Source organism: Micromonospora sp. NBC_01638 (assembly GCF_045209745.1).
GTDB lineage: Bacteria > Actinomycetota > Actinomycetes > Mycobacteriales > Micromonosporaceae > Micromonospora.
In genome coordinates this window covers 2985546-3004934 of record NZ_CP109273.1, presented here as the reverse complement: position 1 = coordinate 3004934, position 19389 = coordinate 2985546, and the positions used below count along the sequence as shown (strand labels likewise).

Annotated in this window: 22 protein-coding genes; 11 read left to right on the top strand and 11 right to left on the bottom strand. The window is 72.1% G+C overall.

The genetic code is table 11. The annotated features are described in order from the left end of the window. Positions 1-86 precede the first annotated feature (86 nt). Together OG811_RS14260 and OG811_RS14255 are read left to right on the top strand one after the other, a co-directional pair. Complete coding sequence (locus tag OG811_RS14260; protein ID WP_406074795.1) at positions 87-494, top strand: CoA-binding protein; 408 nt, start codon at positions 87-89, stop codon at positions 492-494. A gap of 22 nt (positions 495-516) precedes the next feature. Then, entirely contained in the window at positions 517-1269 is a 753-nt protein-coding gene (locus tag OG811_RS14255; protein ID WP_406074793.1) for a hypothetical protein, read from the top strand. 57 nt (positions 1270-1326) lie between these two features. Here the strand turns inward: OG811_RS14255 and OG811_RS14250 are convergent, their stop codons facing one another. Beyond that, entirely contained in the window at positions 1327-2523 is a 1197-nt protein-coding gene (locus OG811_RS14250) for an acyl-CoA dehydrogenase family protein (protein ID WP_406074791.1), read from the bottom strand. A 176-nt stretch (positions 2524-2699) separates the two neighbouring features. On the opposite strand from OG811_RS14250, the gene OG811_RS14245 reads away from it, so the two are divergent. Beyond that, positions 2700-3158: a DUF4190 domain-containing protein gene (locus tag OG811_RS14245; protein WP_406074790.1), complete on the top strand. Its 459-nt coding sequence runs from the start codon at positions 2700-2702 to the stop codon at positions 3156-3158. A gap of 27 nt (positions 3159-3185) precedes the next feature. On the opposite strand, the gene OG811_RS14240 is transcribed toward OG811_RS14245, so the two are convergent. Further along, a complete protein-coding gene (locus OG811_RS14240) occupies positions 3186-4022 on the bottom strand; it encodes an SDR family NAD(P)-dependent oxidoreductase (RefSeq protein ID WP_406075724.1) in 837 nt (278 codons plus the stop codon). A gap of 185 nt (positions 4023-4207) precedes the next feature. On the opposite strand from OG811_RS14240, the gene OG811_RS14235 reads away from it, so the two are divergent. After that, positions 4208-4762, top strand: a complete 555-nt coding sequence (locus OG811_RS14235) for a DUF4190 domain-containing protein (RefSeq protein ID WP_406074788.1) — start codon at positions 4208-4210, stop codon at positions 4760-4762. A gap of 76 nt (positions 4763-4838) precedes the next feature. Here OG811_RS14235 and OG811_RS14230 read toward each other — a convergent pair whose 3' ends face one another. Next, complete coding sequence (locus OG811_RS14230; protein ID WP_406074786.1) at positions 4839-5795, bottom strand: HpcH/HpaI aldolase/citrate lyase family protein; 957 nt, start codon at positions 5793-5795, stop codon at positions 4839-4841. A gap of 128 nt (positions 5796-5923) precedes the next feature. On the opposite strand from OG811_RS14230, the gene OG811_RS14225 reads away from it, so the two are divergent. Beyond that, complete coding sequence (locus tag OG811_RS14225) at positions 5924-6748, top strand: SDR family NAD(P)-dependent oxidoreductase (protein WP_406075722.1); 825 nt, start codon at positions 5924-5926, stop codon at positions 6746-6748. Between the two features lie 10 nt (positions 6749-6758). Next, positions 6759-7034 carry a hypothetical protein gene (locus tag OG811_RS14220; RefSeq protein WP_406074784.1) on the top strand — a complete coding sequence of 92 codons (276 nt, stop codon included), beginning with the start codon at positions 6759-6761 and terminating at the stop codon, positions 7032-7034. On the opposite strand, the gene OG811_RS14215 is transcribed toward OG811_RS14220, so the two are convergent. Together OG811_RS14215 and OG811_RS14210 are read right to left on the bottom strand one after the other, a co-directional pair. Beyond that, a complete protein-coding gene (locus OG811_RS14215; protein ID WP_406074782.1) occupies positions 7031-8431 on the bottom strand; it encodes a hypothetical protein in 1401 nt (466 codons plus the stop codon). The genes OG811_RS14220 and OG811_RS14215 overlap by 4 nt on opposite strands. Continuing rightward, positions 8428-8952: a SigE family RNA polymerase sigma factor gene (locus OG811_RS14210; protein ID WP_406074780.1), complete on the bottom strand. Its 525-nt coding sequence runs from the start codon at positions 8950-8952 to the stop codon at positions 8428-8430. Before OG811_RS14210 ends, OG811_RS14215 begins: the two co-directional genes overlap by 4 nt. Positions 8953-9174: 222 nt before the next feature. Here OG811_RS14210 and OG811_RS14205 point away from each other — a divergent pair, with 222 nt between their 5' ends. After that, positions 9175-9894 carry an HAD family hydrolase gene (locus tag OG811_RS14205; protein WP_406074778.1) on the top strand — a complete coding sequence of 240 codons (720 nt, stop codon included), beginning with the start codon at positions 9175-9177 and terminating at the stop codon, positions 9892-9894. 8 nt (positions 9895-9902) lie between these two features. On the opposite strand, the gene OG811_RS14200 is transcribed toward OG811_RS14205, so the two are convergent. Continuing rightward, complete coding sequence (locus OG811_RS14200; protein WP_406074776.1) at positions 9903-10433, bottom strand: hypothetical protein; 531 nt, start codon at positions 10431-10433, stop codon at positions 9903-9905. A 12-nt stretch (positions 10434-10445) separates the two neighbouring features. Further along, a complete protein-coding gene (locus tag OG811_RS14195; protein WP_406074774.1) occupies positions 10446-11315 on the bottom strand; it encodes a PhzF family phenazine biosynthesis protein in 870 nt (289 codons plus the stop codon). A gap of 33 nt (positions 11316-11348) precedes the next feature. On the opposite strand from OG811_RS14195, the gene OG811_RS14190 reads away from it, so the two are divergent. The 3 genes from OG811_RS14190 (at position 11349) to OG811_RS14180 (ending at position 14513) form a co-directional block, all read left to right on the top strand. After that, positions 11349-12635: a magnesium transporter MgtE N-terminal domain-containing protein gene (locus OG811_RS14190; protein ID WP_406074772.1), complete on the top strand. Its 1287-nt coding sequence runs from the start codon at positions 11349-11351 to the stop codon at positions 12633-12635. Further along, on the top strand, positions 12628-13278 hold the full coding sequence (locus OG811_RS14185; RefSeq protein WP_406074770.1) for a DUF1003 domain-containing protein: 651 nt from the start codon (positions 12628-12630) through the stop codon (positions 13276-13278). The genes OG811_RS14190 and OG811_RS14185 overlap by 8 nt, the downstream gene beginning before the upstream one ends. 86 nt (positions 13279-13364) lie before the next feature. Beyond that, a complete protein-coding gene (locus OG811_RS14180; protein WP_406074768.1) occupies positions 13365-14513 on the top strand; it encodes an Mrp/NBP35 family ATP-binding protein in 1149 nt (382 codons plus the stop codon). 63 nt (positions 14514-14576) lie between these two features. Here the strand turns inward: OG811_RS14180 and OG811_RS14175 are convergent, their stop codons facing one another. After that, the gene (locus OG811_RS14175; protein ID WP_406074766.1) at positions 14577-14999 is read right to left on the bottom strand and encodes a preprotein translocase subunit TatB; all 423 of its coding nucleotides are present in this window, start codon (positions 14997-14999) and stop codon (positions 14577-14579) included. Positions 15000-15074: 75 nt separating this feature from the next. Beyond that, positions 15075-16499: a trypsin-like peptidase domain-containing protein gene (locus OG811_RS14170; protein ID WP_406074764.1), complete on the bottom strand. Its 1425-nt coding sequence runs from the start codon at positions 16497-16499 to the stop codon at positions 15075-15077. Between the two features lie 312 nt (positions 16500-16811). On the opposite strand from OG811_RS14170, the gene OG811_RS14165 reads away from it, so the two are divergent. After that, positions 16812-17384, top strand: a complete 573-nt coding sequence (locus OG811_RS14165; RefSeq protein WP_406075720.1) for an O-methyltransferase — start codon at positions 16812-16814, stop codon at positions 17382-17384. Positions 17385-17441: 57 nt separating this feature from the next. Here the strand turns inward: OG811_RS14165 and OG811_RS14160 are convergent, their stop codons facing one another. Further along, the gene (locus OG811_RS14160; RefSeq protein WP_406074762.1) at positions 17442-18917 is read right to left on the bottom strand and encodes a leucyl aminopeptidase family protein; all 1476 of its coding nucleotides are present in this window, start codon (positions 18915-18917) and stop codon (positions 17442-17444) included. 147 nt (positions 18918-19064) lie between these two features. Continuing rightward, positions 19065-19232: a DUF3117 domain-containing protein gene (locus OG811_RS14155; RefSeq protein WP_007455245.1), complete on the bottom strand. Its 168-nt coding sequence runs from the start codon at positions 19230-19232 to the stop codon at positions 19065-19067. Positions 19233-19389 lie beyond the last annotated feature (157 nt).

Here is a 19389-nt window from a genome sequence, read left to right as displayed (position 1 = left end):
TCGACTCGTACACGGCGGCGCCACCCCTGCCGCTGGCGCTGCCCGCCTGACCCTGCTCGAGCCGGTGCCGGAGCTACAGTTGGCGGGTGCGTACCGCTCAGCAGATCCTCGCCGACTCCGCCGTGATCGCCGTCGTGGGCGCGTCCCGCGACCCGTTGAAGGCCGCGCACGGCGTGCCGTTGCACATGCAGCAGCACGGCTGGCGGATCATCCCGGTCAACCCGACCATCGACGAACTCTTCGGGGAGCGGGCGTACAAGACGCTGGCCGACATCCCGCACCCCGTCGACCTGGTGGACGTGTTCCGGCCGGCCGCTGACGCCGTGCAGATCGTCCGCGACGCGGCGGCGATCGGCGCCCCGGCGGTCTGGCTGCAGTTGGGCATCGTCTCCGCCGAGGCACGGCGGATCGCCGAGGAAGCTGGAATGGACTACGTCGAGGACCGCTGCCTCCTCGTCGAACGTGCCGCCGCCGGCCTGACCCGCCTCGGTTGAACGAAACCCGTACGCTTCGGCCGTGTTCATTCCTCGGCCGCGCCGGGTGCCGAGGCTGGGCGACGGATTGTGGCCGCGCCGGCTGCTGGCGCTGGCGGTCGCGGCATTGGTGGCGGCGGCGGTCGCCGCCGGCCTGTTCCGGGTACCCGCGCTCTCCGGCGTGAGCTGGGTCGTCTGGCTGGCCTTCGGGACCCGGCTGCTCGCGCGGCGGTGGCGGCCACGGAGGGACGGCCAGCTGCACTGGAGGAAGCGGGTCAGCGGCTTGGACATAGTCGAACCCGGCCTGGTGGCACACCGGTCGCTCGCCGGCTGGGTCGACCTGGCGGCAGAGGCGGTCGTGCTGATCGTGATCGGGGCGTGCCTAATCACCACACTGCCCCAGCACGGCTGGTGGGTCGAGGTCGCCCGACCGGTGCTCGCCGTCGGGGTCGCGGGGTGGCTTGGTCGGACCGCCTACGAGCAGGCGCGGTTCACCGGCCGGCTGGTGATGACCGTCAGCGCGATCCGGCATGGCCGCCAGGTCCTCGACTGGGCGAACATCGACCGGGTCAGCCCACACCAGCGCGACGGCCGGCTGAACGGCGTACGGCTGCGGCCGGCGGTGTGGCGATCGCTGCAGCCTGCCCCGGTAGTCGGTGGCCGGGACACAGCGGTGCCGGAGGATCGCCTGATCGCCGCGATCGAGGACTACCGGTTCCGGCCGCAGGATCTGGCCAGGGAGCCCGCCTCGCGGACGCGACCCTCGCCCGAGAGTGATGCCGCTGGGGCATCTTGATGCCTCAGCGGCATCACGTTCACAACCAACTGGCAGGCCGCGCAAGGCGGTGATCGATCAGAGCTTGTACTCCTTGAGCAGGCCGCGGGAGATGATGGTCTTCTGGATCTCCGAGGTGCCCTCGCCGATGAGCAGGAACGGTGCCTCCCGCATCAGCCGCTCGATCTCGTACTCCTTGGAGTAGCCGTAGCCGCCGTGGATGCGGAACGCCTCCTGGACGACCTCGGCGCAGTACTCGGAGGCGAGCAGCTTGGCCATTCCGGCCTCGACGTCGTTGCGTTGGCCGGCGTCCTTGAGGCGTGCTGCGTTGACCATGAGGGCGTGGGCGGCCTCGATCTTCGTGCCCATCTCGGCGAGTTTGAAGGCGATCGCCTGGTGCTTGGCGAGCGGCTGGCCGAAGGTCTTGCGCTGCTGGGCGTAGCTGACCGCCAACTCGAAGGCGCGGATGGAGATGCCGCAGGCACGCGCGGCCACGTTGACCCGGCCCACCTCGATGCCGTCCATCATCTGGTAGAAGCCTCGGCCCACCTTGTCGGCGCCGCCGAGGATCGCCGAGTCGGGCACGGTCACCCCGTCGAGCACCATCTCGGTGGTCTCGACGCCCTTGTAGCCCATCTTCTCGATCTTGCCGGGGATGGTGAGGCCGGGGGCGGTCTCGCCGAAGCCCGGCTCCTTTTCGAGCAGGAAGGTGCTCATGTTGCCGTACACCGACTCGGCGCCGGTGTCGGTCTTGACCAGGGTGGCCACCACCGAGGAGTACGCCCCGTTGGTCAGCCACATCTTCTGCCCGTTGAGCACGTACCGGTCGCCCTCCCGTACGGCCCGGGACTTGATCGCTGAGACGTCGGAACCGGTCTCCGGTTCGGACATGGAGAACGCGCCGCGCACCTCGCCGGTGGCCATCTTCGGCAGCAGCCGGGCCTTCTGCTCGGCGGAGCCGTGCTGAGAGATCAGGTACGCCACGATGAAGTGGGTGTTGACGATGCCGGAGATCGACATCCAGCCCCGGGACAGCTGCTCCACCACCAGCGCGTAGGTGAGCAGCGACTCGCCGAGCCCGCCGTGCTCCTCGTCGATGGTGAGGCCGAACAGCCCCATCTCGCGCATGCCGTCGAGGATGTCGGTCGGGTACTCGTCGGCGTGCTCCAGCCGCTGGGCGTGCGGGATGATCTCTTTGTCGGCGAACTCCCGGACGGTCTCCAGAATCGACCGCTGCACATCGGTCAGGCCGGGCGTCTGGGCGAGTCGAGCCATCTCAGCCTCCGAAGGTCAGCGCACTACTCATGGGTAACTGAACGCTGGGTCAGTATCGGTCTTCGGGCCAGCAGGGCCAAGGTGACCAGTCCACACAACCGCTGTGAAAAGGTTCACCGCTACGGGTAGCGTCCGGCAAGAGGGGCTTTTCCGGCACCGGCAGGAGGAGGACAGCCGTGAGCTACCCGCCGCCGTCGGGACCGCCAGGGGACGACCAGCCGCCGTCACCCTACGAACCACCCAGGGACCAGTCGCCGTACGGGCCGCCAGCGGACGAGCCGTCGCCGTACGGGCAGCAGGGGCCGCAGCAGTCGGCGCACTGGAGCCAGCAGCCGCCGTACCCTCCGCAGGGCCCCTACGGTCAGTACGGCCCACCGCAGTCCGGCCCCGGTCGGGGTACCAACGTGCTGGCGATCCTGTCCCTGGTGTTCGCCTTCGTGTTTCCGCCGGCCGGTGCCGTCCTCGGCCACGTGGCCAAACGGCAGATCCGCACCAGCGGCGAGGACGGCGACCAGCTCGCCACCTGGGGGCTGATCCTCGGCTACGTCTTCACCGGGCTCACCGTGCTGGCCTGCTGCGGGTGGCTGGCCCTGATCGTCCTTGGCCACGCCGGCAACAACAACGGGCGCTACTGACCGGCGATCCGGGACGGTCCACCGTGGTCAGCGGAACCGGGCCTCACGAACGCTGTTGCCGCCGTCCACCACCAGCATCTGACCGGTGATGTACGAGGCTGCCGGCGAGCAGAGGAAGCTGATCGCCGCGGCGACCTCGTCCGGAGTGCCCGGCCGACCCACCGGGGTGCCCAGCCCCTGCTTGACCTCCGCCATCGTGGACGCGGCGGTGTAGATGGTGCCGGGAGCCACCGCGTTGACGGTCACGCCATCGGCGATCATCTCCATGGCCAGCGCCCGGGTCAGCCCGACGACCCCGGCCTTCGCCGCGGCGTACGCGGCCTCGGTGGGCAGAGCGTTGACCGGGCCGGCCGTGGCGGCCAGGTTGACGATCCGACCCCAGCCCCGCTCGGCCATCCCACCGATGAACGCCCGACTGCACAGGAACGCGGTGGACAGGTTGCGGTCGATCTCGCCACGCCACTCGTCGTAGGTCAGCTGCGCGACCGGCCGCAGCACGCCCTGGCTGGCCCGACTGGCCAGGCCGGCGTTGTTGACCAGCACCTCGACGTCACCCAGCTGCTCGGCTACCGCGTCGGCGAGCGCGCCAACCTCGGACTCGTCGGTCAGATCCGCGACGAAGCCGGTCACCCCCAGTTCGGTGGCCCGCTCGTGGATGCGCCGGGTGGTGGAGACGATGGCCACTCGAGCGCCCAGGTCGGCGAGTCGCCGGGCGGTGGCGTACCCGATGCCGTCCGGGCTGCCCGCTCCGGTCACCAGGGCGACCCGCCCGTCGAGCCGCATGGTCACCGGGTCGGCGAGCGCGACCGGCTCATCCGGACCAGGGCTGCCCGCCGGCGTGGCCGCACGGGCACGCCGGGCCACGCCGGGTCGGCTGACGTCCCGTCTGGGTCGGCTGCCGGAGCGGTCCGCGGCGCGCGCGTCGAATGCCATGCCAGGATCCTGCCCGTTACGACCGGCCCGAGCAACGCGGCACCCGGTGGCGGGGACGTCGGGTTTGAGCGGCGCTGGCTACCCTGACTCCGCACCCGACCTGACGGAGAGTTCGCATGACCAACCCCCCATCGCCCGGCAACTGGACCGATCCCACGTGGTCGGCTCAGCCGTCGAGCCCCGCACCGGACCCGACCCTCGTGGCCGGCCAGCCGGTGCCCACCCAACCTGGCCCCGTCGACCCGTACGCGCCGGTCGATCCTTACGCCGGCGCGCAGCCGGCAGCGGGCCAGCCGATGCCCGGTTACGCCCCGCCCGGTTACGCACCCCAGCCCGGTTACGCATCCCAGCCCGGCTACGCCCCGACCGGCTACCCGCAGCAGCACCCCGGCTATGGCTACCCGCCACCGCAGAAGACCAACGGAATGGCGATCGCGGCGTTCGTGCTGGCGCTGGCCGGCTTCGCGTCCTGCATCACCGCGCCGGTCGGCGCGATTCTCGGGCACGTGGCTCAGAAACAGATTCGGCTCAGCGGTGAGGGCGGTGCGGGGATGGCGAAGGCCGCCATCATCATCGGCTGGATCCTCACCGGTCTGATCGTGCTGCTGCTCGCCTTCTACGCCGCCGCGATCATCTACGCGATCACGACGGGCGCCAGCAGCAGCTACTGATCGGCGGCTGGGTCGGCGTACCGCCGGTTGTGGGGCCGGATCGACAGCCGCCGGCGGTCGGTCCGGCCCCGGCCGGTCACTCCGCCGGTGGGGTGAACGACGAGGTACGGCTCATGCCGGCGGCCCGGCCCTTGGCGGCGATCACGAGCGCCATCTTGCGGGACGCCTCGTCGATCATCTCGTCGCCGAGCATCACGGCCCCGAGCCGGCCTCCGGCCTCCGAGGTGTAGTGCTGGTACGCGTCGAGGATCAGCTCGGCGTGGTCGTAGTCGGCCTGCGCCGGCTGGTAGACCTCATTGGCGGCGTCGATCTGGCCCGGGTGCAGCACCCACTTGCCGTCGAAACCCAGCGCCGCCGAACGCTTGGCCACCTCGCGGAACCCGTCGACGTCCCGGATCTGCAGGAACGGGCCGTCGATGGCCTGCTTGTCGTGCATCCGAGCGGCCATCAGGATGCGCATCAGGATGTAGTGGTACGGGTCACCCGGGTAGTCCGGGATCAGCGCGCCGACCACCAGCGACTTCATGTTGATCGACGCCATGAAGTCGGCCGGGCCGAAGATGATGGTCTCCACCCGGGGCGAGGCGCCAGCGATGGCGTCCACGTTGACCAGACCGGCGGCGTTCTCGATCTGCGCCTCGATGCCGATCCGGCCGACCTCCAGGCCGAGCGTCTTCTCGATCTGGGTGAGCAGCAGATCCAGCCAGTGCACCTGCTCGGCGTTCTGCACCTTCGGCAACATGATGCAGTCCAGGTTCGCGCCGGCGCCCTCGACCACCTCGATGACATCCCGGTAGGTCCAGGGGGTGGTCAGGTCGTTGACCCGCACCACGCGGGTCTTGCCGGCCCAGTCACCCTCGTTGAGCGCGGCCACGATGTTCTTGCGCGCATCCGGCTTGGCCAGCGGGGCAACGGCGTCCTCCAGGTCGAGGAAGACCTGGTCGGCCGGGAGCCCCTGCGCCTTGCCGAGCATCTTGACGCTGGAGCCCGGTACGGCGAGGCAGGACCTGCGGGGGCGACCGATCGCGGCCATGGATGCGCTCCTTCCAGCGTCCGGCGGGCATGCCGACGCCACCTGACGACAGATTCGAGACCTTAACGATCCCAAAGGGCGTTGTGACGTCACGGTAACCTCGCGCCATGACCGGGGTGAATGGACCTGTGGAAGATCTCACTGGGCGTCGACTGGTGGTGGTGACCGGAGCCAGCTCCGGCATCGGGTTGGCCGCCGCCGTGCACCTGGCCTGCCGTGGTGACCAGGTGGTGCTGGTCGGGCGGGACCCGGCCCGCCTCCAGGCCGCCGCGGAACGGGTACGGGAGAACTCGGGCGAACGTCCGGAGCTGTTCCGGGCCGACTTCGCGGTGCTCGACGACGTGCGCCGGCTGGCCGAGCAGTTACGGGCCGCGTACGACCGCATCGACGTGCTCGCCAACAACGCCGGCGCGATCGCGTTGCAACCACTCAGCACCGTCGACGGCTTCGAGATGTCCATCCAGGCCAACCACCTGGCCCCGTTCCTGCTGACCAACCTGCTCGCCGACCGGGTGGGCCGGATCGTGGTGACCGCCTCCGGTGCGCACCGCCTGGGCGCGCTCGACCCGGACGACCTGAACGCGCCACTGCGCGGCTACTGGCCGATGGGCGCGTACGGCACCAGCAAGCAGGCGAACATCCTGTTCACCGCCGAGGCTGCCCGGCGCTGGCCGGGCATTCCCGCGTACAGCTTCCACCCCGGGGTGGTGCGTACCCGGTTCGCCAACGACAGCAGGCTGGTCGCGTTCGGCATGCGGATCCTGCCGTTCCGCAGCCCGGAGAAGGGCGCCGAGACGCTGGTGTGGCTGGCCAACCAGGACCGCGCCCGGCTGGTCGACGGGGGCTACTACGCCGGCCGTCAGCTGCGTCGGCCGTACCGGAAGGCCACCGATCCGCAGCTCGCCGCCCGGCTCTGGGCGGCAAGCGCGAAGGCCGTCGGCATCGATGGCTAGCATGGCCGCCATGCTGACTCTTGTCGCGATCGTCGAGTTTCCCGTGGGCGCCGAGGCCGCCGGGCAACGCTACGAGGACACGGTGCTGGCCCTGCTCGGGCGGCACGGCGGCCACCTGGAACGGCGGCTGCGCGGCACCGACGGGCAGACCGAGGTGCACGTGATCCGGTTCGACGCCCGGGCCGGGTACGAGGCGTTCCTCGCCGACCCGGACCGGGCGGCCCTGCGTGCCGCCGTCGGCGAATCCGCACCGACCACCAGGGTGATCGAGGTCTACGAGGGCTAGGCCGGTGGCCGGCTGGTCCGAGCGCCCCAGCGGGGACGCCGACCGCGCCACCGCCGCAGCAGCGCCAGCACGGGCACGGCGACCAGGACCGCCAGGACGAATCCCACCGCGAGCGTCCAGAACGGCAGCGGCCCGTAGTCGGGGCGGCCGGACTCGCGTACCGCGCCGTCGATCGCGAGGTCGGCGGCGACCGACAGGTCGGTGATGCCCTCCGGAGTGCGGAAGAGCACCTCCGGCGCAGGTGCGCCCCGGCGCAGCACCACGAGTTCCACCGCCTCCGTGCCGAGCTCGTGATAGGGCCCCCACGAGATGTCGTGGTCCTCGGGCCGGTCCACCGCCTCCGGGCCCGGCACGCCGACCAACGCGACCGCCTCGTCCGCCGAGCGCCAGCCGAGCAGCTGCACGAACGAGCGGGAGGACAGCGGCGGGAACGCCGCGCCGGCCAGCGGTGTGCCATCGACGGTGGACCGCAGCGCCAACGTCCAGGTGCGCCGGTAAGACGGCACCGGGCAGTCGGTGCAGCTGGACCTGCCCAGGACGGCCACCGAACGCCCGTCCGGCAGCCACGACCCGGCCCCGGCGAGCCGCCCGCCGGCCAGCGGCAGCTTCCGGTACGGCTCGGCGACGCCGTCGGCCCCCGCATCGGCGACCCGGGCGAGCCAGACCTCGTCGCGGACCTGGAGAGCCAGCTCACCGCCGTCCGGTGAGAGCGCCGCCGTGCGTCCCGGCGGAATCCACGCGGTGTCAACCCGCACCCGCAGCACGTCCGTTCCACGTTTCCGGTCGTGCACCCCGACGTACGGGGTGGTGTAGGTGTTCGGCGGGATGAACGCGGCGTCGTCGTCGGCGTAGACGAGCCGCTCACCATCCGGCGCGAAGGCGAGCGGGTAGCCGTTTGGGCGATCCGGGGTGGACCTGCCGGATTTCAGGTCGAGCAGTGACGCGCCGACCCAGGCGTACCGGCCGTCCGGGGAGAGCAACGCGTCGAAGCCCGGGACGAGCGGACCGAGGTCCAGCACCCGGTACCGGTCGCTGTCGGCGGCCACCAGGCCCATCCGGGTCTCGAACAGGTCCGTACGCACGGCCGGGCCGCCGAAGAGCATCGCCGCCGAGCCGGGTGCCGAGTCCCGTACCGCGGCGGTACGCAGCGGCGGGTCGACGAGTCGGGTGGGCAGGCCAGGGGCGTCGTGACGCGGGCCGGCGGGCATCGGCAGTGCCACCGGGTGCAGCGCGTACCCCGTGCCGAGGAGCAGGATCAGGACGGCGAGCGCGCCGGCGACGGCGGCCCGGCGCCGGCGGTGCCGGGTCCGCGCCGCGTCGAAGAGCCCGTCCGGTAAACGCGCGGGTGGCACGTCGTCGGCGAGGCGGCGCAGCGCCTCGGAGAGTCGGGCGGTCATCGGGTCACCTCCTGCGGGCTACGGCCGACGAGTTCGGCCAACTCGGGGGCGAGCACGCGCAGCCGACCGAGGGCGTGGCGGGTCTGGCTCTTCACGGTGCCGACCCGGCAGCCGAGCAGCGCGGCCGTCTCCGTCTCGGTGCGGTCCTCGTAGTAGCGCAACACGAGAACCGCACGCTGCCGCACGGTCAGCCGGGCCAACGCCGCCCAGAGCACCAGCCGCACGTCGGGGTCGGCACCCGGGCCGGGTCGTTCCGGCAGCACCCCGCCCAGCCGCTCCGGCGGGCGGGCCCGGCGCCACCGCCACCAGCTGGCCGCCTGGTTGCAGAGCACCCGACGCAGGTAGGCGTGCGGGTCCTCGACCCCCTCCCAGCGCACCGCGACCCGAGCCAGGGCCACCTGGACCAGGTCCTCGGCGTGGTGGAGATCGCCGGTCAGCAGGTATGCGAACCGGGTCAGCCCGGCGTTCTCGGCCCGGACGAAGTCGGCGAAGCCGTCCCGGGTGCGGTCCTCAGTCGTCAACGGATCGCCCTCCTCACCCGGACAGACGCCGGGCGGACCCGCCACGGAGGGAACCGGCGTCCATGTTTCTCACGTCGTCCCCAACCAGGTCCAACCGAGCAGGGCCGGGCGCACGGGACGTAATCCTCACACGTATGACGGTCAGCACGGAGGGTCAGCGCTCCGTTACGATCACGCGGGTCCGCGCCGGCGACCCCCGACCGCCCGGAGGCGCTCCACCCTATGCCCAGCTACCAGGCGGTGCTGTTCGACTTCTTCGGCACCCTGACCCATTCGGTGCAACGAGGTGTCGCACACGCCGGCACCGCCGAGTTGCTCGGCTGCCACACCGACACGTTGACCGAGGTGCTGGACCGCACCTACTACGAGCGGGCCACCGGCCGACTCGGCAACGCGGAGGCGACCCTTCGCTGGGTGTGCGCGCAGGCCGGCGTACACCCCAGCGACCATGCGGTGCGGGCGGCGGTCGCGTCCCGCCACCGGGCGGTCCGCGCGGACACCTGGCTGCGGGCCGACGCCGTGCCGGTGCTGGCGGCCCTGCGCCAGCGCGGCCTGCGCACCGGCGTGATCAGCGACTGTACGCATGAGCTGCCGGCCTTCCTGCCACAGCTCGCGGTCGCCCCGCTGCTCGATGTGCGGGTCTTCTCGGTGCAGGTCGGACGGTGCAAGCCGGATCCGGCGCTCTACCTGACCGCCTGCCAGCGGCTCGAGCTCGCGCCGGGCGACTGCCTGTACGTCGGCGACGGCGGCAGCCAGGAGTTGACCGGCGCCGAGCGGGCCGGGATGACCGCGGTCCGACTCGCCGCGCCGGACCTGGCCACGCACATGGTGTTCAACGCCGACCTGGACTGGCGCGGCCCCGCGCTCGGCACCCTGGGTGAGGTGCTCGCCCTCGTCGATGTCGACGCCGGGGTGGTGGGCGTCGGCGGTCGGGCGGGCTGACGAGCCGATCAGCGACGACGGACCCGGTGCAGGCGGAACGGCTTGCGGGTGACCCGGACCGCCGGGGTGGCCCGGGGCGGCTCGGCCTGCGCGTCGGCCGGCAGGTCGGCACCGGCCAGCGGCGTGCCGGCCGGGGCGAGCCGATTCACCGCGCAACCGTCGGCAGCCCACCGGGCCACCAGATCGGCGGTAGGGCCGGGCGCGTTCAGGCGCTTCGCCGCCACCAGCGACGCGGTGGTGTCCCACGCTTCGGTGCCCGGCTGCACCCGGCTCACCCGCGCCGGCCAGGTGACGATCCGCCCACCATGGTCGCCCCGCAGGGTGACCTGTGCCTCGGTCGCGTCGGCCAGACCGGGCGCGGCCTGCTCGCCCGGCCCGCTGACCACCAGGAGCGCACCCTCCAGCGGGGCGCACCAGAGCGCGAGCGCGGGCCCGCCGGACACGCTGACCCAGGCCACGGCAGCTTTCTTCATCGCCTCGTCGACCAGCGGCGTGCCCCCGGGGGCGTCCTCGTCCGTCACACCCGCATCCTCCCCCATCGGCACCTCAGCTCAGCCCACGAACGGCGGCACGGCGATCTCGCCCCGGGCCACCGGCATCACCTGGCCGGCAACCGTCGCGCCGACCGCCACGCCGTTCGCCGCGGTGACCGTGCAGGCCAGCGCGGACGGACGGTTCATTTCCACACCCTGACGGACCGCGTAATGGGACAGCCCTTCGCCGGGCAGCAGACCGGCCGTCACCAGCCAGACACCGAGCCCGAGCGCCGCCGAGCCGGTCGCCGGGTCCTCCGGGACACCGAGCCCCGGCACGAAGACCCGGGCGTGCGCGGTTTGCGCGGCCTCGTCCCAGGAGAAGACGCTGACGTGCGCCACCCCATACCGCTCTGCCGCCGCCGGGTTCAGCCGGGCGCGGGCCACCGCATCCGGACGCACCGGCAGGTAGGGAAACTCCAACCCGCAGCCGGCGACACGTGGGGCGGGTCCGATGTGGTCGCCCGCGACCAGCCCGGCCATCTCCAGCAACGGCTCCGGGTCCAACTCCGGCCCGAGGGTTGGGGCGCCACCGGTCAGCGTCGCCCCGGACGTGGTCACCTCGATCGGCAGCACCCCGGCTTCGCACTCCTGGGTGATCTGCCCCACACCGAACATGCCGCGGCGGCTCGCGGTGACCGCCGCGCCGACACTCGGATGCCCGGCGAACGGCAACTCCTCGACCGGGGTGAAGATCCTGGCCCGATAGGTGGCGTGGGGCTGGGTCGGGGGCAGCACGAACACCGTCTCGGAGAGATTGAACTCCAGGGCGAGGGCCTGCATCTGCTCGGTGGCCAGCGCTTCCGCACCGAACACCACGGCCAGCGGGTTGCCGGCGAAGGGCCGGTCGGTGAAGACGTCCACGATCTCGTAGGCCAAGGTCGACATGTTGATAAACACTAGGCGCTTAGGCTGGTGCCCGTGAGCACGCCGGCCCGGATCTACATCGCCCGTCTCGCCGGAGTCGCCGTCTTCGACCCGAACGGCGATCAGGTGGGCCGGGTTCGTGACGCCGTGGCACGGTTACAGGCGACCAAGCGTCCGCCGGAGGTGGTGGGCCTGGTCGCCGAGATGCCGATGCGTCGTCGGATCTTCCTGTCCATCAACCGGATCACCTCCATCGACGCGGACGCCGTCGTGCTCGGCTCCGGCACCCTCAACCTGCGCCGGTTCGAGAAGCGCCAGAACGAGCTGTTGGTGCTCCAGGAGTTGCTGGACCGGCGGGTGCACCTCGACCCGGGCGGCCAGCCTGGCGCGGTCGTGGACGTCGCGATGGAGTGCGCGCGCAGTGGTGAGTGGTCGCTGACCCGTGTCGCCGTACGCGAGCAGACCGGTCGGCTCACTCGCCGCGGCCACCTGCACCAGGTCGAGTGGGACCGGGTGCGCGGGCTCAGCGGCATCGCCGACAACCGGGGTACGGCGAACCTGCTCGCCGTCCTGGAGGACATGCGCCCGGCCGACCTGGCCAACGCGCTGCAGGATCTGCCCGACGCACGGCGCAACGAGGTCGCTGCCGCGTTGGACGACGAGCGGCTGGCCGACGTGCTCAGCGAGTTGCCGGAGCGCGACCAGGTGGAGATCCTCGCCGCCCTCGACCGGGAACGGGCCGCCGTCGTCCTGGAGGAGATGGACCCGGACGACGCCGCGGACCTGCTCAACGAACTGCCGCCACCGGAGCAGGACGTGCTGCTGGACCTGATGGAGCCGGACGAGGCCGACCCGGTGCGTCAACTCCTCAAGTACACGGCCGGCACGGCGGGCAGTGTGATGACCTCGGAGCCGGTCATCCTGCCGCCGGACGCCACCGTCGCCGAGGCGCTGGCCCGGATCCGGGAGCCACAGCTCTCCCCCGCCGTCGCCGCACAGGTCTTCGTGACCCGGGCCCCGCAGAACACCCCGACCGGCCGCTACCTGGGCATGGTGCACTTCCAGGCGCTGCTGCGCGAACCACCGGCGGATCTGCTGGGCAAGGTGGTGGTCAACGACATCGACCCGCTGCGCCCGACCACTTCGCTGCCGGAGATCACCCGCCGGATGGCCACCTACGACCTGGTCGCCATGCCGGTGATCGACCGGAACAACCGGCTGGTCGGCGCCGTCACGGTGGACGACGTGCTGGACCATTCGCTGCCCCGGGACTGGCGGGACCGCAACGCCCTGGCCGTCCCGGGCGCCACCGACGAGGGGCTGGATGGCGCCGATGGCTGACCAGCGGCGGGCGGAACGGCTCGACCAGCCACGCGAGCCCCGGGGCATCAAGCTGCCCCGGTTCGACGCGGAGGCGTTCGGCCGGTGGTCGGAGGGCATCGCCCGGGGCATGGGCACCGCGAACTTCATCGTCGTCATGACGGTGGTGATCGCGATCTGGTTCGTCTGGAACACGTTGGCCCCGGCCGACCTGCAGTTCGACCCGTACACCTTCACGTTCCTCACTTTGGTGCTGTCGTTGCAGGCCAGCTACGCGGCGCCGTTGATCCTGCTGGCGCAGAACCGGCAGTCCGACCGGGATCGGGTTTCGCTGGAGGAGGACCGGCGGCGAGCCACCGCGCAGAAGGCGGACACCGAGTACCTGGCGCGGGAGATCGCGGCACTGCGGATCGCATTGGGTGAGGTGGCCACCCGCGACTTCCTCCGCTCCGAGCTGGCCCGGCTGGCCGAGGAACTGGACGAGGCGGGGCAGCGTCGTCAGCGGTTGGAGCGCCGCCAGCAGGACAAGGACAGCCGGCAGGAAAGGCGTGGCCAGCGGCCCACCGACGGTGTTGGCCTGGACGAGCCACGGGACGACCTGGACGGCGACTTCACCCGAGACGCCCGCCCGGGCGCCACCGGACCTCGCCGTGCGGACGGCTGACCAGCGGGCCAAGGCGGACCATCGATTGGCTCACACCGCCCCGGCCAGCAGCGGCAGCGGATGCCCCGCGACGTAGCATTGCGGGCATGTCAGCACCCGTGAGCACCGTCGAGGACGCGATCCAGGCCGCCCTGGCCACCGTCAACGACCCGGAGATCCGCCGGCCCATCACCGAGCTGGGCATGGTCCGCTCCGCCACGATCGGTGCCAGCGGTGTCGTACGGGTCGAGTTGCTGCTCACCGTCGCCGGCTGCCCGCTGAAGGACAAGCTGCGTACGGACATCACCGCTGCGGTCGCCGCCGTGCCCGGGGTTACCGGCGTGGAGATCGACTTTGGTGTGATGAGCCCCGAGCAGCGGCAGTCGTTGCAGTCGCAGCTACGCGGCGGGGGTGCCACCGAGGAGCCCGTCATCCCGTTCGCCCAGCCCGGCTCGCGCACCCGGGTGTACGCGGTGGCCAGCGGCAAGGGTGGCGTCGGCAAGTCCAGCGTGACGGTCAACCTGGCGGCGGCGCTCGCCGCTCGCGGGCTCTCCGTCGGCGTGGTCGACGCGGACATCTACGGCCACTCGGTGCCCCGGATGCTCGGCGCTGACGGCCGGCCCACCCGCGTCGAGGACATGATCATGCCGCCGCAGTCGCACGGCGTGAAGGTGATCTCCATCGGCATGTTCACCGACGGGAACGCCGCCGTCGTGTGGCGCGGCCCGATGCTGCACCGGGCGTTGCAACAGTTCCTGGCCGACGTCTACTGGGGCGACCTGGACGTGCTCCTGCTCGACCTGCCCCCGGGCACGGGCGACGTGGCCATCTCGCTGGCCCAACTGCTGCCCAACTCGGAGATCCTGATCGTCACCACCCCACAGACCGCCGCCGCCGAGGTCGCGGAGCGGGCCGGCGCGATTGCCCTACAGACCCACCAGCGGGTGGTCGGCGTCATCGAGAACATGTCCTGGTTGGAGCTGCCGGACGGCTCCCGGATGGAGATCTTCGGCGCTGGCGGCGGCACGGCGGTGGCCGAGTCGCTGAGCCGGACCATCGGCGCGCAGGTGCCGCTGCTCGGGCAGATCCCCCTGGACACCCGGGTCCGCGAGGCTGGCGACGCCGGCAACCCCATCGTGCTGGCCGAGCCGGCGTCCCCGGCGGCGCAGGCGCTCGGCGCGATCGCCGACCGGCTCGCGCTGCGCCGTGAGTCGCTGCTCGGCAAGCCGCTCGGCCTCAAGCCCGCCGGGCGCTGAGAGCGGCCTTCCTGGGGCGACCATGAGCTAGCGTCCGGCCGCCGCGTGGGCGGGTGCGGCCGCTCAGGTGGCGTCGTCGTAGCTGGCCCGGGGGGCCGGCGCCGACGGGGCACCGGTGGCGGTGCCGGAACGGCTGCCATTCGACCTGATGTCGGCGGCGGCGGCCACGTCCTTCAGCTCGTTGTGCACGCCACCGACGTCCGCGCGCAGGTTGTCGTAGACACCCTGCAGCGGCTTACGGATCGCCGCCTCGTCCTCCTCGCTGAGGAGGTGCTTGCGGATGAACGCCTTCGGGTGCAGATCTTCCAGCTGGATGTCGGTGCCCAACTCACGGCTCAGGTCGCCGGTGGCGTTGCGGGCCATGTTGCGCAGATTGCGCACCATCCGCAAACCGTCGGTGATCACTGCGGGCAGCCGGTCACCGAAGATCAACAGCGCCAGGAGCAGCAGCGCACCGACCTCCCACACGTTCAGGTTCTCGAACATCCCGCGGGCCTCCCTCCGGCTTCAGCAGCAAGACTACGCACGTCGAACGACCTTTGGGCAGGGGGTGACCGCTGTTCACTTGGCATCCGCGGCGAGAGTGACCGAGGTGTTCTGCCGGGCGGCACCCCGCCGGAACTCGACGGTCACCACCGAACCTGGAGCGAACTTGCGGACCAGGGCGATCAGGTCCGTCGGCTCGGTCATCGGCCGACCGTTGAGCTTCAGGATCACGTCGCCGACCTTCAACCCGGCGCCAGCCGCCGGCCCGGACGGCTCCACGGCGGCCAGCCGTACGCCGCCGCTGGCTCCCGCGCCAGGGCCGCCGACCTGGGCGCCGATCACCGTACGCCGGGCCTTGCCGGTGCCGATGATGTCCTGGGTCACCCGCTTGGCCTGGTTGATCGGGATGGCGAAGGCAAGCCCGATGTTGCCGGCCTCCTGCCCCTCACCCACCAACGACTTGATCGTGGAGTTGACGCCGACCACCCGCCCGGCGCCATCGACCAGCGGGCCGCCCGAGTTGCCGTGGTTGACCGCCGCGTCGGTCTGGATGGCCGCGTAGTAGCGCACCGGGCCGCCCGGCTCGCCGGCCTGCATCGTCCGATCCAGGGCACTCACGATGCCGGCGGTGACCGTGTTGGCCAGCGAGAGCGGTGAACCGATGGCGAGCACCGGATCGCCGACGGCCAACGCGTCGGAGTCGCCGAACTCCGCCGGCCGCAGCCCGGTCCGGTTCACCTTGATCACCGCGATGTCCGACTCCGGGTCCTGACCGACCACGGTCGCCGACGCGGAGGTGCCGTCGTTGAAGACCACCGACGCCTTGCCGCTGCCGCCGGCCACCACGTGGTCGTTGGTGATCACGTGGCCCTCCGCGCTGGCGATGAAGCCGGAGCCCTCGCTGGTCCCACCGAGGCTGCTCACCCGGACGGTGACCACGCTGGGCAGGACACGCTCGGCGATTCCGGCCAGCGACTCCGGTTTGCGCTGGGCCAGCAGCGGTGGCTCCGCGGCCTCCGCGCCGAGCACCGTCCCGCCGGCACCGCCGCGCACCGCGAACGCGTAGCCCAGCGCACCGCCGAGGGTGCCGGCCAGCAGCGCGGTGAGCACCGGGATGAGCAGCAGATGGCGCAACGTTGGTCGACCCGGGGCGTCCGGGTCGGTGACCGGCTCGGGCTCGGTGCCGGCAGCCACCACCCCGGGCACCACCACGGCGACCGGTGCCGCCGGGTCACGCCACGGATCGCGGAGCGCGTCGGACCACCAGGGCGAGGCACCGGCCGCACCGGACCCGCTCGCGGTCGGCGCCGGCCAGATTGCCGGCGGCCCGGCGTACGGCACACCCACCCCGGGCGCTGGCCCGGTTGCCGGCGACCCGGCCGTGGGCGCGCTGCCGCTCGCCGGCATGGTCGGCGGCCCTGCCGGCGGGGCCTCTGCCCCGGGCGGTCGCGCCGGAGCCGGAGTCTCACCGCCCCGGCGCCATTCCCAGCCGTCGGTCACGTCGGTGCCTCCCAGTCCGTCCCCGGATCCCGCGCCGCGCCACCCGGCCACGGATCGGCGCGGTCGAGGCTGACGGGATGCCGCTTCCAGGATTGCACGGATGCGCGCGGTGGAGTCAGCGGTTGCCCCCGGTGATCGCGATGGACGGAGGCGCGGCTGCGCCCTCCGACGGTCGCCTCTACGCTCACAGTGCCAACCCGCCCCCGCACCACGCACCGCCCCCGGAGGTGCCCCATCGCCACGGTCGCCGGTTCCGACAGTTCGACGGCCCAGGCTCAGCAGTTCGCCGAGTCGTACGTCACCGAGGATCTCGTGCTGCGCACCGCCCGCAGCCTGGCCCATGAGGTGGGCCTCGACGCGGTCACCCCCGGTGCGGGAGCGGCCCTGCGGCTGCTGGCCGCGGCCGGAAACGCCCGCGCGGTGGTGGAGATCGGCACCGGGACCGGCGTGAGCGGGGTCTGGTTGCTGCGCGGCATGCGCGCCGACGGCGTACTCACCACCATCGACGTGGAGGTGGAGCACCAGCGGATCGCGCGGCGGATCTTCGCCGAGGCGGGCTTCGCGGCCGGTCGCACGCGGATCATCACCGGTCGCGCCCTCGACGTGCTGCCCCGGCTCGCCGACGGTGCGTACGACCTGGTGTTCGTGGACGCGGAGGCGACCGGCTTCCATGCCTGCGTGGAGGCGGCACTGCGGCTGTTGCGTCCGGGGGGCGTGCTCGCGCTCAACGGCATGCTGGCCGGCGGCCGGATCGGCGACCCGGCCGCCCGGGACGCGGAGACGGTGACGGTCCGCGAGACGATCAAGGCGGTCCGGGAGTCGGAGCACTGGATCCCCGCGCTGCTTCCGGTCGGGCACGGGGTGCTCGCCGCGGTGAAGTGCTGACCCTCGCTCAGGGCCTGCGTCAAAACCCCGGACCGGCCGATGGCTCCGACACCGGTGCTAGTCGACGCTGGCCAACCAGCGCAGCAACGACCGGACGCCCCAGCCGGTGGCGCCGCGGCTGACCTCGGCGTGGTCGCCGTCCGCCCAGGACGGGGCCGACATGTCCAGGTGCAGCCAGCGGTCCCGTAGTTCACCGGTGAACTCGCGCAGGAAGAGCGCGGCCGTCACCGAGCCGGCGCCCCGTGCCGGCGCGCTGTAGAGGTCGGCGATTTCGCTGCCCAGATACTCGACGTAGTCGTTGTGCAGCGGCATCCGCCACGCCGACTCGCCGGCCGCCTCGACGGCGGCCTGCACGTCGGCGGCCAACTGGTCGTTCTCGCTGTACAGGGCGGCGGTGCGCTTGCCCAGCGCCACGGCGTTGGCGCCGGTGAGGGTGGCCAGGTCGAGCAGCAGGTCCGGTGTGAGCTGCTGCACCGCGTACGCCAGTGCGTCGGCGAGGACCAGTCGGCCCTCAGCGTCGGAGTTGGTCGTCTCGCTGGTCGTGCCGCCGTAGTGCCGGACGACGTCGCCGGGGCGGAACGCCGAGCCGCTGACCATGTTCTCGGCGAGCGGGACCAACGTGGTGACCCGGACCGGCAGGCGCAGCGCGGCGGCGCCGAGGGTGGCGGCGGCGACCGCGGCCCCGCCGGCCATGTCCTTGCGCATCAGCTTCATCGCCGGCACCGGCTTGATCGAGATGCCGCCGGTGTCGAAGGTGATGCCCTTGCCGATCAGCACCACGTGCGTGCGCGCGTCGGCCGGGTGCCAGTCCAGCTCGACGAGCCGGGGGCCGCTGGCCGAGCCACCGCCCACGGCGAGGATCCCGCCGAAGCCCTCGGCGGCCAGCTCGGCCGGGCCACGGACCCGCAGCCGCAGGTCCGGCAGGTCGGCGGCGGCGGAGGCCACCTGGTCGGCGAACCACTGCGGGGTCTTCACCGACGAGGGGGTGTTGGTCAGGTCACGGGCGAGATGGGTCATCGCCGCGGTGGTCCGGGCCGTGGCCACGGTGGCCTCGTACGCGGTCGGGTCCGCGAGCAGCAGATCGACGTTGCGCAGAGCTGGTGGGTCGCCGGCCTGGGCCAGCCGGAACCGGTACGGGGCGAGCAGCAGCCCTTCGGTCAACCCACGGACTGCGGCCGACGTCACATCGGCCGGCAGCGCGATGGTGATATGCGTCTCATCGGCGGCGGAGCGGGCCAGTGCCGCGCCAGCCGTCCGCCAGGCCGTCTCGTCGCCGGCACCGATGCCGAGCAGCAGCAGCCGGCCGGGGGTACGCCCGGGGCGCAACTGGGTGTGGATCTCGCCGGCTCGGCCGGTCAGTCGGGCCGCCGGCGCCAGCGCGGCGGCTTCGTCGGCCGTGCCGTCCGGGAGCGCCACGGCGGCCGACATGGGCTCGGCCGAGGTGTCACCTCCCGCTGCCTGATCGGCGGGACGGACAGGCAGGACGAGGACGTCGAGCCGGTCAGGCTCGGCGGTCAGGCGGATAGCGAGCACGCGGAACCGCACCTCCAGGAAAGCGTCGCGGAGCGGGACCGGGCCCGGCTGCCCGCACCGATGAAGACCCTGAGCCACCGACGATTCCGGTGGCTCAGGGCCCGATGAACGCTCCGGGCGGTGTCAGCCGCCCGGACCACTCCTTACTCAGCCGGCCGCTGCCTTCAACGCGTCACCGAGTGCGTTGGCCTCGTCGGGGGTCATCTCGACGACGAGCCGGCCACCGCCCTCCAGCGGGACCCGCATAACGATGCCCCGACCCTCCTTGGTGACTTCCAGCGGACCGTCGCCAGTCCTCGGCTTCATCGCCGCCATGTTGTCTCCCCTCAGACCTACACCAGGGTCGGTGGGTTGCCCCACAGCCACTTCGTCACGACCACCCGCAACTCCTCGCGGGGGTGTCGACCAACGATTTTCCCTGATAAACACCGCCGGACCCAAACCGGAGCAGCATTGATGTAACAGCATCTAG